Here is a 15,891-nt window from a genome sequence, read left to right on the forward strand (position 1 = left end):
GAGAAAAACAGGATTCTTAAAAAATGTAATGACAAATGAATGTTGCGACAAAGTGTGTCGTTTAAGCAGAAAACAGCGCTTTCCTTCTCTTAAAAACTATACATAATGCAAAGCATAAGCTTCTATAAGGTGATTTAAGAAAAATTATAAAGCTTGAAATTGTTGTGAAACACCTATTTAAACGGTTTTTTTATAAGGCATCATTTTGACGGAGGTTGTTATGGTATCAACAACATTTGCAACATTGATTGGATTCGGTCTAATTGCTGCAGCGTTGGCTACCGTTTTCTTTTCCCCTTATCGTCATTGGTTAGGGTTTATGTTTGCAGGCATGATCTTCTGGGGCACCTTGGAAGCAATGCGTTATAGTGTACAGAACATCTTTGATATTTCGGTCGCATATAGCTATTTAACCGCGATTATGTTGGCGATGTCAGCATTGATTGCACTCTTATTGCGTGAAGACAGTCGTGCACAAAAAGCATTGGCAAATCGCCAATATATTGAACATACCCCAGTCTATGAAGATGAATAAGTTTTGAGTGAAAACTTCAGTCAATATGAACGCTAAGATAACAATAGTGACTTTAATTACACGAAAAAAATCAATTTAGACATTCCAAGGTATATCATAATGGTATACCTTTTTTTCAGTTTATACTTTGCTCTGAAAGCCATGTCTACGCAATGACAAGTTATGCTAGGATGAGCAAATTCGAATCTAATTTAAAAAACAACAGGCTTAAATGTCATGAAACTTTCTGCAATTCCAGTTGTGAAGTTACCAATCGTTGATGCAAGTACAGATCCACTGGATTTGCTTGTATTGGGTTTAGCACTTCGTATGAAACAATTGGCTCGTACCAGTCCAAAATTTATTGAATTGACCCATGACCGTCAGTTCCGTATTCAGATTGGTACCGACTTGGGCGTGGCACGCCAAATTATTGTGAACAATGGTCAAATTGATACAGTTTCAGGTGCTGAACAAAAAGCTGATTTTGTTTTACAGTTTGCTGACAGTGAGCAAGGTGTAAAAACTTTGGTAAAAGGCGATCCAACGGCTTTTATGACGGGTATGCAAAACGGCAGCATCAAAATGGAAGGCGATTTCAGTTTGTTGGTCTGGTTTAACCAAGTGGCTAAACTGATTCCACCAAAAGTTCCAAAACCAGTAAAAGACAAAATTAAATTGGCACGCCAATTCTTAAAAGAGAAGATTGGACGCTAAGCGAATCGAAAATCTTAAAAAGCCCGATCTGATCGGGCTTTTTAAGATTTAAACATTGGCATTAAGCTCAAGCTTTTGATTATTCAGCTTTTAATTATTCAACTTCTAAGTTAAAGGTCACAGGCCCATCATTGACCAAATGCACTTTCATATCCGCTGCGAAAATACCTGTCTCAACATTTTTAAATTGTGATCGAGCATAATCAACCAGTTGTTGATACAGTGCCTGAGCTTCAGCGGGCGGCATGGCTGGCCCAAAGTCTGGACGCAAGCCTTTTTGCGTTTGTGCCATTAAGGTGAATTGAGAAACCAATAAAATCCCGCCATTGGCTTGGCTGACGTTCCAGCCCATTTTGCCTTGTTCATCATCAAAAAAACGATATTTCAAAATCTTATCAATTAATTTTTGACCTTTTTCAAAATTGTCTTCCTTCGCTAAACCTAGAAAAACCAAAATTCCTTTTTGAATTTCTCCCGTGGTTTCACCATCAACAACAACTTTGGCTTCTAACACTCTTTGTAATAATGCGCGCATATAAACAATAAGACTAAAATACGATAGCGCTATTCTAACAGGGAAAACCCAGTAAGTTGATGCGAGTAAGCCATTGCTGAAAAGTTGAAGCTGTTGATAAGCTTTTGAATAAAAATAGAATTTATAAAATTATCATATGAGTAGATAAATTGAAAAAATAATTCTGCTGAGATTTCTGTTGAGCTTAACTGAAAATATAGTTCATCACTTATAAATGATTACGTTATCTAAGCGAAAAATATGCTTTAATAAAAACAGCATAGCGAAATTAAAATAGATATGGCGCCAATCATCCAATCCTTGCTCGATACAGATTTATATAAATTTACCATGTTACAAGTGGTGCTACATAAATTTCCTCAAACGCACAGTGTGTATCACTTTCGCTGTCGTAATCTAGATGCTACGGTTTATCCCCTGACGGATATTCTGGATGATTTGAACGAGCAGCTTGATCATCTCTGCTTACTCAAATTCCAAGAAGATGAATTGCAATATTTACGCAGTATGCGTTTTATCAAAAGTGATTTTGTCGACTATTTAGAATTATTCCAACTCAAACGCCGTTTTATTAAAGCGGGTATTGATGAACAAGGTCGTTTAGACATTTGGGTTGAAGGCCCAATGGTTCAGGCGATGATGTTTGAAATTTTTGTTCTGGCGATTGTCAATGAACTCTATTTTAGCCGGATTCGTAATGATGACATTTATATTGAAGGTGAACGTCGTCTACAAGCCAAAGTTGAATTATTAAAGAAATTTGAACAACAACAAGGCACTCAAGCTCCCCCATTTTTAGTCTCAGATTTTGGTACTCGTCGTCGTTATAGTCTAGATTGGCAAAGACATGTGATTCAGACTTTCCATGCAGCTGTACCCAATGTGTTTAGAGGTACCAGTAATGTCCTCTTGGCAAAAGAATTAAATATTCATCCCATTGGAACCATGGCGCATGAGTTTTTACAAGCATTCCAAGCGTTGGATGTCCGTTTAAGAGATTTTCAAAAAGCTGCTTTAGAAACCTGGGTACAAGAGTATCGTGGTGATCTGGGCATTGCCTTGACCGATGTGGTCGGTATGGATGCATTCTTACAAGATTTTGATTTGTATTTTGCCAAGTTATTCGATGGCTTACGTCATGACAGTGGTGACCCATTTGAATGGGGCGATAAAGCTTATCAACACTACCGAAAACTGAAAATTGATACCAAAACCAAGATGTTGACCTTTAGTGATGGATTAGACATTGAGCGTGCGTGGGCGTTATATCAATACTTTAAAGATCGTTTTCAAGTCAGTTTTGGTATTGGTACCAATTTGACCAATGATATGGGGCAAACGCCACTCAATATTGTGTTAAAACTGGTGGAGTGTAATGGTCAATCTGTGGCAAAAATTTCAGATAGCCCCGGAAAAACCATGACGGATAACGATACTTTCTTGGCTTACTTACGACAGGTCTTTGAAATACCTGAAGTTGTCGAAGTAGTGAAAATTGATATCTGAATTTTTGCTAAAAGAATGTGAAAAATCAGCATATTGGTAAAAAACACTGTGCTAAGATCATTTGTGCTCAAGGTCTTAAAATAGAAAAACGTATGACTACATCAGCCTTTAACTTCGAATTACTCATAGAAGCAGAACAACTTGTGCCATTTTTAGGGCATGACAAAATTCGTATTGTCGATCTAAGTCGTAGCTCTGTGTATGATCAATTACATATTCCACATGCCTTACATGTTAAACCACGACTGTTGGTTCGACAGGAAGAACAAGCTTCAGGGTTATTGCCCGATGAGGACGGTTTAAAAGCGCTGATTGAGTATTTAAACATCTCTCCCGAACATCATGTTGTGGTCTACGATGATGAAGGTGGTGCTTGGGCTGGGCGTTTGATTTGGAATTTACATTGCCTTGGTTTTTATAATACTAGCCTCCTCAATGGCGGAATTCATGCATGGTTGGCAGCAGGCTATCCGACTTCGGCTGAAGCAGAAAGTTTTAGCAAAGTTGAACCCTTAGTTACCGTCAATTTACAACATCTTGATCAACACCGAATTGAATATGCCAAACTGTTGCAAAAGGTTGAACAGCAAGCGATTCAAGTTTGGGATTGTCGAACTTCAGAAGAATATACGGGACAGCGTTTAGCAGCGCGACGCGGCGGTCACATTCCAAGTGCACAACATTTTGAATGGAGTACTGCAATTAATCGTCAAAATCATTTAAAATTGCATCCTCTAGAACGCACGCAACAACGTCTAGAACAATTAGGCTTTCAATTTGACCAGCCTGTGGTGGTGTATTGTCAGTCACATCATCGTTCTGGTCTGGCTTATATCTTGGGTCGGTTATTGGATTGGAATATTCAAGCCTATGATGGTGCGTGGAGCGAGTGGGGCAATCGCCTCGATAGTCCAATTATTACTGGAGAATCACCTGCGTGAGTCTTACATCAACGTTAAAAAAACAAATTTTTATCCAAGCACAAAAAGTCATTCCGCAACAGCAACTCAGCCGTGTTGTTGGTAAAGTTGCAGCCAGTGAAAATCCAATTGTTAAAAATTTAGCGATTCAAGCATTTAAAGCACAGTACGGGATAGACCTTTCTATTGCTGAGCAAAGTGATGCTTTAAAATATAAATCATTCAATGAATTTTTTACCCGTGCTTTAAAAGAAGGTGTCCGAGAAATTGACACAGATCAGACCAGTATTGTCTCTCCAGCAGATGGTGCAATTTCTCAGTTGGGTAAAATTAAAGATGGTGATGTATTTCAAGCCAAAGGCCAAAGTTTTTCTGTAGACAAATTGATTGGCGATCCACAATTGGCTGCACCATTTATCAATGGTGAATTTGCCACGGTTTATTTGTCACCACGTGATTATCACCGTGTCCATATGCCATTTGCAGGAACATTGACCGAAACCTTGTATATCCCAGGTGAGTTATTTTCTGTAAACCAAACGACAGCAGAGAATATTCCAGGTTTATTTGCGCGTAATGAGCGTATGGTCTGTTTGTTTGATACCGAATTGGGACGTATGGCGGTTGTTCTGGTGGGTGCAATGATCGTGGCAGGAATTGAAACTGTGGCGACTGGCAAAGTAAAACCAACAGGGCGTTTAGAGTTAAACCAGCATGATTTAGCCTTAGAAAAGGGTGCTGAACTTGGACGTTTTTATTTAGGTTCAACCGCAGTTGTATTGTTTGAACAGAATAAAATCACTTGGGATGAACAGTTTAAAGCCAATTCTATTGTGGTGATGGGTGAAGCTTTAGGGCATCAAATATAATAGAGATCAATGGATTTTTATATTTTTCAAATGGTTGATTGAGATTAACTCTGTATCACTTTGAGTAACAGAGTCAATCTCACAAAGCCGAATAAGATTTGATGTAAGCCTGTTATAAACGGTTCTTTTCAGCCTTAAAAGAAACCACTTTCCATTCAGAGACTCGTCCGTCTTGTCCAAATTTAATCTTCCATTCCTTCCACCAGACATTGGAATAGCTACACATATATTGGATCACAACACCTTGATCCATGCCTTGTCCACATTGTTCGGTTGTTACTCCCATATCGGAACGTATCCAATAAAAAAATAATTGACCTCCATCCTTGTCAACGCCAGTCGTATAAGGCTTTCCCCATACTGGTCCGTATTTTCCTTCACGAGTGGTATTCATCATCTCATTTGCAGTTTTCCCTGTTAGATTGTTGTAAGAGAGTTTTGCCATGGTCGTGTCACAGCCACTTAGTAATAATCCTAAAACAGCTGCAATAGAAAATTTATATTTATTCATTGTAATGTCCATTTTTGGTGTGTTGATATTTATGAATAGTTTTTTATAAAAATAGCCGATGATAAAATAATGCTTAAAATCAGATATATTTCTCAATATATTTAACTGGTGTGACTTGGTCAACATTAATATGGATGATATTTATTTTTATAATCTAAAGTCATTTATTCAACTTGATCTCGAATTTTATTATGAAGACATACAGCAAACGTCTAAGAATAAATTTTCGTTATGGCATAAGTGCTTTTTGAGGAAAACGATTTTAAAAGTTGGACATCGATTTTTTAGTATTAATTTCCAAATATACTTTTGTCGAGGCAAAGCATCTTTCCAATGGTAAATACACAAGCAGTGTGAGCTATTTGGTGGTTCTTTCTATGTAATAGCAACCCGATAAAAATGTGCGGCTAAATCTGGAATAGATTTTAGATTAATTTCGATGCATTGAAATAAGACAGCTTTAAAGCTTGTGCATCTGCTAAGGCATTGTGTGGGTTTTCAGAGGCAACATGGGTTTCGATTGGATCCTGCATCCATAACTGCATGGTCAGCGGAGGTGTTCGGATACATTTTCCTGCAGAAAGTACCAGACTACGGGTAAACAAGGCAAAGTCTTCTGGCCAATCTGCCACAATTTCAAGACTTGTATATTGAGATAAATAAATCTGTAAGTGACTTTGAAATTGCGCTAATGAAATCGGTTTTTGATTTAAACGAGGCATGACATGGTCTTTAACCCAAGTAATTGGGTCAGCGCATTCTAAAACTTCATAAAAATGTTGATTATTCTCGTCAACCAATGCCAGTGAAATTAATTCACCACCAAAGCCATTAAATTCACAATCTAGAAATAGTTTCATTCGAATTAATCAAAAAATCAAATATTAACCTGCAAAATCAAGGCGCTCTTTGGGGAAAACCACTCTAAAAATAGACCCCCGATTTTCTTTAGAATCAATTTCTAAATACGCATTATGTTGCATTAAAACATGCTTCACAATGGCAAGCCCTAACCCAGTTCCACCCGTTTGACGGCTTCGTGCACTGTCTACGCGATAAAAGCGTTCGGTTAAACGTGGAATATGTTTTGGGTCAATCCCGATCCCGGTATCTTCAACAGTGAAATAACCATGTTCACTGTCATCATGCCAACCGATTGTAACTGTGCCACCTTTAGGGGTGTATTTAATCGCATTGGTGATTAAATTACTAAACGCACTGGCAAGCTCTGCATCAGAACCAATTAAGTCACAATGACTGTCGATATCTAAATTTAAAGTATGGCCATAATCGACATTGTAGGCTTGTGCATCATCAAAAAGCTGATTCATCAAATTCGGCATATCGATGATTTGATTTTTTGCGACTTGTTTATTGCCTTCCAAACGTGAAAGCAAGAGTAAGTCATTGACCAACGCATTCATTCGACGTGTTTGCGATTGCATCTGTTCAAAGGCACGTTTCCAGCGCGGATTTAAATCTTCTTGGTCGGTAAAGGTTTCGATATAGCCACTGAGTACAGTCAATGGGGTACGAAGTTCATGTGAAATATTGTCGACAAAGTCTTTGCGCATCTGTTCCAGATTATGTACACGTGTGACATCGTAAGCAACGAGCAAACGACTTTCACTGCCGAAGCGTGTCAGTTTAATCTGTACATAATGCTCTTCATAAACCGAAGATTTTATTTTAATGCCATCTGGAGATTGGTCGATATTATTAAAATATTCAATAAAGCTCGGCTGACGGATAATGGTCAAGATATTACGGCCACGATCTAGCGGTTGAATGCCCAACAGTCTTTCCGCAGCAGGATTCCACCATTCAATTTGATGTAATTCATCCGTTAAAACCACAGCTTCAGCTAAAGCTATCAGTGAGGATTGCGCACGGTCAATCAATCCGACCATTTCAGCTTGAACAACCCGTTCTTGGCGTTGTGCACGATAAACATTAAAAAGCAGTGCCCCCCAAATACCTTCTAGATTGGGCGGAGAATCGTAAGGACGATTCGAAATCCACTCATTCACCAAGTATAAAGAGCGTAATTGAAATAGAAAAAAAACAGCAAAACCGATGGAAATACAAATCCAAAAATACCCTATCCCTAAACCAATAAATCCGCCAATGATGAGTAAAAAACCAAGTAGGCGTAAATCTTGTTTTGCAAATTCCCACAAGCTACTGTAACGGAATTTTTTATGTTCTCGTGCAAGATCTGGGACGGGGTAGGGTTCATACATAGAAATTTATTTACCTTGAGAATGCTTAACCTAAAGCAACATCTGCACGGGTAGAGAAGCGATAACCCGTTCCACGTACAGTTTGTACGTAGCGATCAGCACCATAAGGTTCAAGCACTTTACGTAAGCGGCGGATGTGTACGTCTATGGTACGGTCTTCAATATACACGTTACCACCCCAGACCTGATCAAGTAACTGGGCACGTGTATAAGCGCGTTCAGGATGTGTCATAAAGAATGCCAATAGGCGGTATTCTGTTGGACCCATTTCTAAAATATTATCGCTAAAACTAACACGTTGGCTCACTGGATCAAGTATTAATCCATTGGCATCAATGGTTTTTTCGCCACTGAGTGCATTGGCACGACGAAGGACAGCTTTGATACGCGAAACCAATTCACGGGTAGAGAATGGTTTGGTCATATAGTCGTCTGCACCAGCATCAAGACCTTGAACTTTATGGTCTTCTTCGCCACGTGCTGTCAACATGATGACTGGAATTTCTGCCAAGTTTTCATCACGTTTTAAGCGACGACATAAGTCTACACCGCTCACACCGCCAGGCATCATCCAATCGAGTAAAATCAAAGATGGTCGTTGGTCAACAATCATTTGATGGGCTTGTTTTGCATCTTCAGCTTGCAGGCATTGAAAACCTGCCATATCCAATGAGGTATGAATCATTTCTCGAATCGGAAGTTCGTCATCGACGATTAATATATAGTCATCTTTCACAACGCAATATCCTATGTATGAACGGTGTACCGTCTTTTATTTATGACAGGCTTATTACAAAGATTAATTATGACAGTATCATTGCAAAAAGAAGATGTTGACGAATTTTTGCAAAAAAATGTGACAAATAATCGTCGATATGATGAATAATCCATGACATTTTTAAATAAATGTTCCATTTTGAGAAAAGAAATTTATTTCAACTGAACATAAAAATACGCTATTTGATAGTTTTATGACGATTTTATGACAGGATTGTTCAGGCTAAAAAGCTTATTTAGATGAAAATGAATCAATCAGCGATATAAATACAATTTCACATGCTGAGACAATTTCTTCAAGCGATTGTTTGAATCCACCCATGACCCAGCGCACCGCAATTTGAGTCACATAGCCATTTAAACCTGTGGCAACCAAGGAAATTTCTTGTTCACTGCGTTCAATATGCGGCATCATCAGGGTGACAAAGGAGTGAATTAATCGGTCAAAACGGCCCATCGTTTCATGGATCGTGGCATGATTATGCAGTTCTTGAACCAGCATGGCATCGATATAAATAATACGCGCCACACGTGGATCATTTTTTAACATGGTAAAGATTGCAGTTAAGCCACCACGAATCATATTTTTAGGATCAGGTGCTGCTTGCATGACCCCTTGCATCACGGTTTGTTGTAATTGTTCAATCAGTTGTAGAAAGATGACTTGGAACAGCTCTTCACTTTTTTTGAAGGACTCATAAAAATAACGTTCAGTCAGCTTGGCTTCATTACAAATATCTTTGACGGTGACAGAAAAAAAGCCATACGTACCATAAGCTTCAATCCCTGCTTCGATCAACTTTTCTCGACGTGCAAGTTTCCGCTCAGATAAGGACATGCCTTTAAATTGACGCTCTTTGGCAGCTTTATTTATAGTTTTCTTTTCAGTGGAAAGTGGCTCATTCATTGTAAAAAATTACTCGTGTCATATTTGATTGTCACAAAGAAGCGCTTATTTTAGCAATAAAAGCCATTGAAACCTATTCTAGAATTTTTGTATAAAAAAACATCGGCTAAATCATAATATAATATTGACAATAATGATTGTCAAAATTATATTGAGCAAGTGAGCTGCACATCACTCTGAATGCTTTGTGCGGGTTTAAAAAAGGATAGACAATGAAAAATTTTAAAAACAAAGTCGCTGCAATTACTGGTGCTGGCTCTGGTATGGGACAACAACTTGCTATTTTATTGGCAAAAGCAGGTTGTCATTTATCCATTAGTGATGTGAATGAAAAAGGTTTAGCTGAAACCGTTGAACTGGTTAAACCGTATAATGTTCGTGTGACCTCAAAGAAAGTGAACGTTGCCAAAGTTGAAGAAATGCGAGCTTGGGCTGCGGATACGGTGCAAAATCATGGTTCTGTAAACATGATTTTTAACAATGCTGGTGTGGCTTTAGGTTCTACCGTGGAAGGTGCATCTTATGACGAACTAGAATGGATCATGGATATCAATTTCTGGGGGGTTGTATACGGAACAAAAGAATTTTTGCCTTATATCAAAAAAACAGGTGATGGGCATATCATCAACATTTCGAGTTTGTTTGGTTTAACCGCACAACCGACCCAGTCTGCATATAATGCATCTAAATTTGCGGTACGTGGTTTTACTGAATCATTACGTCAAGAATTAGATATCGAAAAGTGTGGTGTATCAGCGCTATGTGTTCACCCAGGCGGCATTCGTACCAATATTGCAAATGATGCGCGTATGAATGACAGTTTACGTTCTTTGGGAATGAACCCTGACAAATCAGCAAAAGCATTCAATAAACTATTACGTATGCCACCAGAAGATGCTACTCAACAAATGTTGGATGCTGTCCTAAAAGACAAACGTCGTTTGCTTATTGGAAATGATGCAAAAACTTTGGATTTAATTCAGCGTATTTTACCGACTGGATATCAAAAAATTACAGGTTTTGCGACCAAGTTTAGTAAAAAGCTAGAACCAAAATAATTGATTTATAAAATGAAAAAACCGTCAAGCTGACGGTTTTTTCATTTTAGGTATTGTGAAATTAATCTGTTGAATTAGAACTCAATATCTATTCATTTAAATTAAGATCTCAATGGTTTTCTTTTTCCAAACAAATTGATAATACAAACCTTGCATAAGGCATAGACTGAAAAACGTCAGTGCAAGCGCATACCAAATGCCTTGTAAACCAAACCACTGACTAAATAAATAAGCACATGGAACTTCAATGAGCAGGATGGATAAAATATTAAAAATCATAGGAACAGTCACAGTTCCGCTGGCCCGCATGATTGAGGCAAAAATTGCACTTGCACCAAAAAATATAATCGACCACAGCACAATAAATAGTAATTGCTGACCCAATTCAATCACTGATGGATCTGTAATAAACAACGCCATCAAATATTTTGAACAAATATAGGCCAAGAGTACCAATGAACCTGTAATCACAATATTACTGAGCAGCGCCGTTCGCGTCACTTTTGCCAACAGCTCAGACTTCCCAGCGCCAATCGCTTGAGCGGCAAAGATGGAACCTGCAATCGCAATCGACAAAGCAGGGAATTGGATATAGTTGAGCACTTGGTTGACTGCACCATATGCTGCTGTTGCATGTGCACCATGTTGGTTGACCAACCCAATCACCACCAGACCTGCGACCGAGTTGGTCACCATTTGAATACCTGTCGGCACACCCAAGCGCAAAATACTGCGACTAAATTGTGGGTGATAGCGGATATGTTGGATTAAGGCTGAATCTGGTCTTAAAGCATGATCTTTTTTATTCAAATAGATATAGAGAAAAGCTAAGGTCGAAATAAAGCCTAAGCCACTGGCAATCGCTGGAGCAATAATGCCAAGCTTAGGTAGACCAAAGTAACCGCCAATCAAGGCTGGGGTTACAATCACACCCACAATGATCGTCAGACTTGATGCCATTAAGGGTGTCGTACTATCACCCACGCCACGTAAAATAGAGGTGTAGGTAATATAGATGAATAGAAAAGGGCTACTCATTAACATCCATTGAACATAGGGCAGTGCAAGATGCATGATTTTGGGATCTATACCCAAAAGCAATAGAATTTCTTTGGCAAAAAACACCCCTAAAAAGGCAATGATTGATCCACCAATGAGGGTCATAAATAACAATGCGCCAACAATGGTACGCACTTTTTCGATATCTTTGGCACCCCACGCTTGCCCAACCAGCACAGTTGCACCTGTAGATAGACCAATCACAAAAGCCAGCAATAAAAATAGAATCGGAAAAAATACCGAAATTGCGGCAATCGCTTCTACACCGAGCATCTGCCCAACAAAAATGGTATTAATTGTTCCAGACAGATTTTGCAGAATATTGGTTAGAATCAGTGGGCCAAGGAAGATTAAAAAAACCTTCCAGAATTTGGGTTGGTGAAGCATATCGGGACGAGCTGGCATCTTTTATTCTACTGTCTATTTCGAGTGTCTTTATCTTATTGATAATATAACAAACGCTGAGTAAAAAGCCTGAGTATTTCAGTAACTCAGGCTTTAATTTTACAGAGATGATCTGTATGGGTTGGGATTAAATTTGATTTAAAATTTCACAGGCCTGAATCAAAGTTTGCTCCTTTTTGGCAAAACAAAAACGCACTAAACGTAAGTTTTGAGGGGCTTGCTTATAAAAAACAGAAACTGGAATCGCCACAATTTTATGTCCTTCCGCTAAGAATTTACACATCTCTACATCATTTAAATCTGGGCGAATTTGGCTGTAGTCAACATTTTGAAAGAATGTGCCTTGAGAAGGAATTAAACTGAATTTTGAATCCGCAATACCTGAAATAAATAGGTCACGCTTTTGCTGATAAAAGCTTGATAAGCCATCAATATGTTCAGGATGCTGTTGCATAAAATTGGCAAGTGCCATTTGTACGGGGGTTACCCCACAGAAGTTGGCAAATTGATAAATTTGACGAAATACTTTCATAAGCTCTGGTGTCGCAATGCAATAACCTGTTTTCCAACCTGTCACATGAAAGGTCTTACCAAAAGAACCGACTACAAAACTACGATCTCTAAGTTCTGGAAATGATAATGCTGAATAATGTTTTTCGCCGTCATAAATCAGATGCTCATAGACTTCGTCTGAAAGCACAACAATATTTTTATCTTGAATCAGTTCAATTAAATTTAGCCAATCTTGTTTAGACCAAATCGCCCCAGTTGGATTGTGTGGGGTATTTACAATCACCATACGGGTTTTATCTGTAATCGCAGATTTGACTTGATTCCAATCTACAGAAAACTCAGGCGCATTGAGTGGGATATGAATGGCTTTACCACCGACCAATTGCACGCTCGGTGCATAGCTGTCATAGCTTGGATCAAAAATAATCACTTCATCGTCTTGATGGATGATGGCTTGTATTACACTAAAAATCCCGATCGTTGCCCCAGGAGTGATGGTGATTTCTGTGACTGGATCAAGTTGTAATTGATCACGTTTTAAAAACAGTTGCGCCAGTTGTTCTCTTAGCGCTAATAAACCATCGCCCGCTGCGTATTGGTTAAAACCGTCCAATGTAGCTTGGCTGAGTGCTTGTAGTAATGCAGGTGGCGCGTCAAAGTCTGGAAAACCTTGTGACAAGTTAAGGGCGTTAAGACGATGTGCCATAGCGGTCATGATGCTAAAAATGGTGACGCCTTGAGCAGGGAGTTTGGAGTGGATTTCGATCATGACCAGACTGATTTTATAAATGTATTAGCGGCAGTTTAGCAGGTCATTTTAAGGAGCTGAATAGGATTAAGAAATCTATTGGTTAGAGGGTACTATGGGATTTAGAATAGGTAAGTTAGATTTTAGGTGGATGTAACTTTTAGTTACATAATATATTTAAGGGAGTTGGGTTGGGATTTTGGCTTTATAGCTCGTATTATATTGATAATTGAGGATACGTTTTGGCCTCACATATATAAGATACTTTATGTAAACAAAATATAGCCATATAATTTTTAATCTAGGAATAGATCGATTTTTGTTATAATGACTAGGACAATAGGAGAATATTATGCAAAATCAAGTCCTAAGCTTAAGAGAAAAGGCTCGTCGTTCTTTTGAAGCCCGTAAGAGCGATCATCAAGCTAGATTGACATTTTTAAAAGATGCAAAAATTCTTGATGCAAACGGTAACTTTAATGACCAATTCTTCGCTAAATCATCTAGTAACAGTGATCAGGTTAGAACTAAATAATTAAATGTATAGTCGTCGTTCTAATTTAGTTCTAGGTTTTCACGGCTTAGATGAATCAGTAGGTAAGCGAATAATTCTTGGGGATGATGAATTACTGCCTAGTGAAAATGACTATGATTGGTTAGGTCATGGCATTTATTTTTGGGAGAATAGTCTCGCACGTGCTCAAATGTGGGCAGAACAACAAAGTAAAAGAAAAGATACTAGTGTAAAGAAGCCTTTTGCTATCGGTGCCACTATAGATCTAGGACACTGTCTAGATCTTCTTGATCAATACTGGCTAGATTATGTGAGTGACGCATATACATTTATGGTGGAAGAGTTAAAAGCCGAAGGTAAAGAAATACCTAAAAATACTGCTTGGACACCTACTGATATAGACTTTAAAAAAAGAGAGCTGGATTGTGCTGTGATTTTATATGCAATTCAAATGGCTGAAAAAGAAGATGAACCATTTGATTCTGTAAGAGCTGCATTTTGGGAAGGAAAAGATCTTTATCCTAATGCTGGGTTTAAACAACATAGTCATATACAAATTTCGATTATCAACCCCCAATGTATTCGTGGAATTTTTCTTCCTAAGCAAGATATTTGAAACAAACTCAATTAGAGCCTGATACAATTGCGACCCTAGAATCTATGGCATTTGAAGAGTTGTTAGAAACAGATAAGCTATTAAATAAAGATATTTTAAAATTAAAAAATATATCTATGAATGAAAAGAAGAAATTAATAGAAGTGCATAGCATGAAAAAATTCGAGGCTTGAGATTTTAATTACATAAAACATTTCACATAAGAGCCTCTATTAAAGAAAGGCCCTTATAGAACCTTCCTTTAATTAAAAATTGACCAAGATTGAGTTCGCCTTCACAACTAAAAATAGCAAATCCTTATTTATTCTCCTTCAACCTCCAATTCTGCTGTCACATCTACATTTGTTGGCTCTATAGCGGAACGTACAGAGGGTGCTGAATAAATCACGTTGGGTTTATGTTGAGCATTAAATACCAACTGAAAAACATCTGGACGAGAATAATGCCCTACAGGATCTGCTGCATTTTTGGCAAAAATAATATGATTAAGATCAATGTCAGCGATTAACAGACCTTCTTCATCTTCGGCAAGTGGAGTGACAAGATTACCACCATCAGGGCCATAAATTCGTGATGCGCCACCACCAGTTTTTAGTAACTGTTTCTTTGTTTCATCGGTACATAAAGCGTCAATCATTTCCTGCGAAACCATCGCACAAGATGCAAGCACAAAACACTGTCCTTCAGCTGCATACAAACGTGAAGCCGCATTGTTGACTTCTGCACCAAGTGCGGCAGTCATATCTGTATATAAGCTAAAACTAGGCCATGCTGCGATATGGATTTGTTCGTGCTGAGAATACATTGCATAACGATTTAAGGGTTGTAAATGTTCCCAGCAGCACAGCGCTCCAATGCGACCAAGCGCAGTGTCATAGACTTGCAGAGAACTACCATCACCTTCACCAAATAAAGTCCGTTCTACATGGGTGGCTTTTAATTTTCGACGAACAGCAATGGTTTCCCCATGATGATCAATAATCCATTGGGAAATATACAGACTGCCATGATCACGCTCACTCAAGCCTAAAACCACATGCATATTATATTTTTTTGCAGCATCCGCAATTTGTTTGGCTTGTTCACTGTTAAGTTCAAGAGAGTTGAGATGGTATTGATATACCCAAGGCATATTTGCAGCGGGAGAATCTAACCACAAAAACCATGGGTAGCCTGGAATCCAAATCTCTGGAAAGGCGATAAGTTCAACTCCTTTTTCCGCTGCTTCGGCAATAATTTTGATGGTTTTGTCTACGCTTCCTTGTAAGTCGAGAAATGCAGGAACCGCTTGTACACAAGCGACTTTAATTGAAGTTTTCATGAGTGATCCTTTCTCAATAACTAAGCAATATTGCACTTTTGGTTATAAAGCCAAAGATTGATCAGGGGGTATGCTGAGCAGGAACAAAAAATAGATCTATACGGAACTAAAAATCCAAAAATGATTTCAAATTTAAAAGAGATAAATTTTGCTTGATC

General features: G+C 38.3%; 18 protein-coding genes. 9 read left to right on the forward strand and 9 right to left on the reverse strand.

The genetic code is table 11. The features are described 5' to 3' along the window. Positions 1-220 precede the first annotated feature (220 nt). Positions 221-535, forward strand: a complete 315-nt coding sequence (aciT, locus tag ACZ5QH_RS00500; RefSeq protein ID WP_004818318.1) for a ciprofloxacin tolerance protein AciT — start codon at positions 221-223, stop codon at positions 533-535. Between the two features lie 216 nt (positions 536-751). Next, positions 752-1,231 carry an SCP2 sterol-binding domain-containing protein gene (locus ACZ5QH_RS00505; RefSeq protein ID WP_004718739.1) on the forward strand — a complete coding sequence of 160 codons (480 nt, stop codon included), beginning with the start codon at positions 752-754 and terminating at the stop codon, positions 1,229-1,231. Between the two features lie 94 nt (positions 1,232-1,325). Here ACZ5QH_RS00505 and dtd read toward each other — a convergent pair whose 3' ends face one another. Further along, positions 1,326-1,766: a D-aminoacyl-tRNA deacylase gene (dtd, locus tag ACZ5QH_RS00510; RefSeq protein WP_004818319.1), complete on the reverse strand. Its 441-nt coding sequence runs from the start codon at positions 1,764-1,766 to the stop codon at positions 1,326-1,328. 279 nt (positions 1,767-2,045) lie between these two features. On the opposite strand from dtd, the gene pncB reads away from it, so the two are divergent. From pncB to asd, 3 genes are all read left to right on the forward strand, one after another. After that, positions 2,046-3,272, forward strand: a complete 1,227-nt coding sequence (pncB, locus tag ACZ5QH_RS00515) for a nicotinate phosphoribosyltransferase (RefSeq protein WP_303576977.1) — start codon at positions 2,046-2,048, stop codon at positions 3,270-3,272. A gap of 92 nt (positions 3,273-3,364) precedes the next feature. Further along, positions 3,365-4,213 (forward strand): sulfurtransferase, encoded by an 849-nt coding sequence (locus ACZ5QH_RS00520; protein WP_262084791.1) that lies wholly within the window; start codon positions 3,365-3,367, stop codon positions 4,211-4,213. Further along, on the forward strand, positions 4,210-5,061 hold the full coding sequence (gene asd / locus ACZ5QH_RS00525; protein ID WP_034611154.1) for an archaetidylserine decarboxylase: 852 nt from the start codon (positions 4,210-4,212) through the stop codon (positions 5,059-5,061). Before ACZ5QH_RS00520 ends, asd begins: the two co-directional genes overlap by 4 nt. A 112-nt stretch (positions 5,062-5,173) precedes the next feature. Here the strand turns inward: asd and ACZ5QH_RS00530 are convergent, their stop codons facing one another. The 5 genes from ACZ5QH_RS00530 to ACZ5QH_RS00550 form a co-directional block, all read right to left on the reverse strand. Continuing rightward, a complete protein-coding gene (locus ACZ5QH_RS00530) occupies positions 5,174-5,572 on the reverse strand; it encodes a hypothetical protein (RefSeq protein WP_303576976.1) in 399 nt (132 codons plus the stop codon). Positions 5,573-5,997: 425 nt separating this feature from the next. Beyond that, the gene (locus ACZ5QH_RS00535) at positions 5,998-6,432 is read right to left on the reverse strand and encodes a hypothetical protein (protein ID WP_303576975.1); all 435 of its coding nucleotides are present in this window, start codon (positions 6,430-6,432) and stop codon (positions 5,998-6,000) included. Positions 6,433-6,456: 24 nt separating this feature from the next. Beyond that, on the reverse strand, positions 6,457-7,815 hold the full coding sequence (phoR, locus tag ACZ5QH_RS00540) for a phosphate regulon sensor histidine kinase PhoR (protein WP_004718725.1): 1,359 nt from the start codon (positions 7,813-7,815) through the stop codon (positions 6,457-6,459). A gap of 25 nt (positions 7,816-7,840) precedes the next feature. Then, positions 7,841-8,551, reverse strand: a complete 711-nt coding sequence (gene phoB, locus ACZ5QH_RS00545; RefSeq protein WP_004718724.1) for a phosphate regulon transcriptional regulator PhoB — start codon at positions 8,549-8,551, stop codon at positions 7,841-7,843. A gap of 273 nt (positions 8,552-8,824) precedes the next feature. Continuing rightward, positions 8,825-9,499 carry a TetR/AcrR family transcriptional regulator gene (locus ACZ5QH_RS00550; protein WP_303576974.1) on the reverse strand — a complete coding sequence of 225 codons (675 nt, stop codon included), beginning with the start codon at positions 9,497-9,499 and terminating at the stop codon, positions 8,825-8,827. Between the two features lie 212 nt (positions 9,500-9,711). Between ACZ5QH_RS00550 and ACZ5QH_RS00555 the strand changes: the two genes are divergently transcribed. Next, positions 9,712-10,557 (forward strand): SDR family NAD(P)-dependent oxidoreductase, encoded by an 846-nt coding sequence (locus ACZ5QH_RS00555; protein WP_464016767.1) that lies wholly within the window; start codon positions 9,712-9,714, stop codon positions 10,555-10,557. A 96-nt stretch (positions 10,558-10,653) separates the two neighbouring features. Here ACZ5QH_RS00555 and ACZ5QH_RS00560 read toward each other — a convergent pair whose 3' ends face one another. Next, on the reverse strand, positions 10,654-12,021 hold the full coding sequence (locus ACZ5QH_RS00560) for an MATE family efflux transporter (protein ID WP_004718718.1): 1,368 nt from the start codon (positions 12,019-12,021) through the stop codon (positions 10,654-10,656). 127 nt (positions 12,022-12,148) lie between these two features. Further along, positions 12,149-13,303 carry a methionine aminotransferase gene (locus ACZ5QH_RS00565; RefSeq protein ID WP_303576973.1) on the reverse strand — a complete coding sequence of 385 codons (1,155 nt, stop codon included), beginning with the start codon at positions 13,301-13,303 and terminating at the stop codon, positions 12,149-12,151. A gap of 331 nt (positions 13,304-13,634) precedes the next feature. Here ACZ5QH_RS00565 and ACZ5QH_RS00570 point away from each other — a divergent pair, with 331 nt between their 5' ends. From ACZ5QH_RS00570 to ACZ5QH_RS00580, 3 genes are read left to right on the forward strand one after another with little or no spacing between them, the layout of a single operon-like run. Beyond that, the gene (locus ACZ5QH_RS00570; RefSeq protein ID WP_004818327.1) at positions 13,635-13,817 is read left to right on the forward strand and encodes a hypothetical protein; all 183 of its coding nucleotides are present in this window, start codon (positions 13,635-13,637) and stop codon (positions 13,815-13,817) included. 4 nt (positions 13,818-13,821) lie between these two features. Further along, positions 13,822-14,412, forward strand: coding sequence for a hypothetical protein (locus ACZ5QH_RS00575; protein WP_004818329.1), 591 nt, complete (start codon positions 13,822-13,824; stop codon positions 14,410-14,412). Then, the gene (locus tag ACZ5QH_RS00580) at positions 14,409-14,585 is read left to right on the forward strand and encodes a hypothetical protein (RefSeq protein ID WP_155768672.1); all 177 of its coding nucleotides are present in this window, start codon (positions 14,409-14,411) and stop codon (positions 14,583-14,585) included. The genes ACZ5QH_RS00575 and ACZ5QH_RS00580 overlap by 4 nt, the downstream gene beginning before the upstream one ends. Positions 14,586-14,713: 128 nt before the next feature. Here ACZ5QH_RS00580 and ACZ5QH_RS00585 read toward each other — a convergent pair whose 3' ends face one another. After that, entirely contained in the window at positions 14,714-15,733 is a 1,020-nt protein-coding gene (locus ACZ5QH_RS00585; protein ID WP_303576972.1) for a carbon-nitrogen hydrolase family protein, read from the reverse strand. Positions 15,734-15,891 lie beyond the last annotated feature (158 nt).

This window comes from Acinetobacter sp. Ac8, assembly GCF_055392545.1.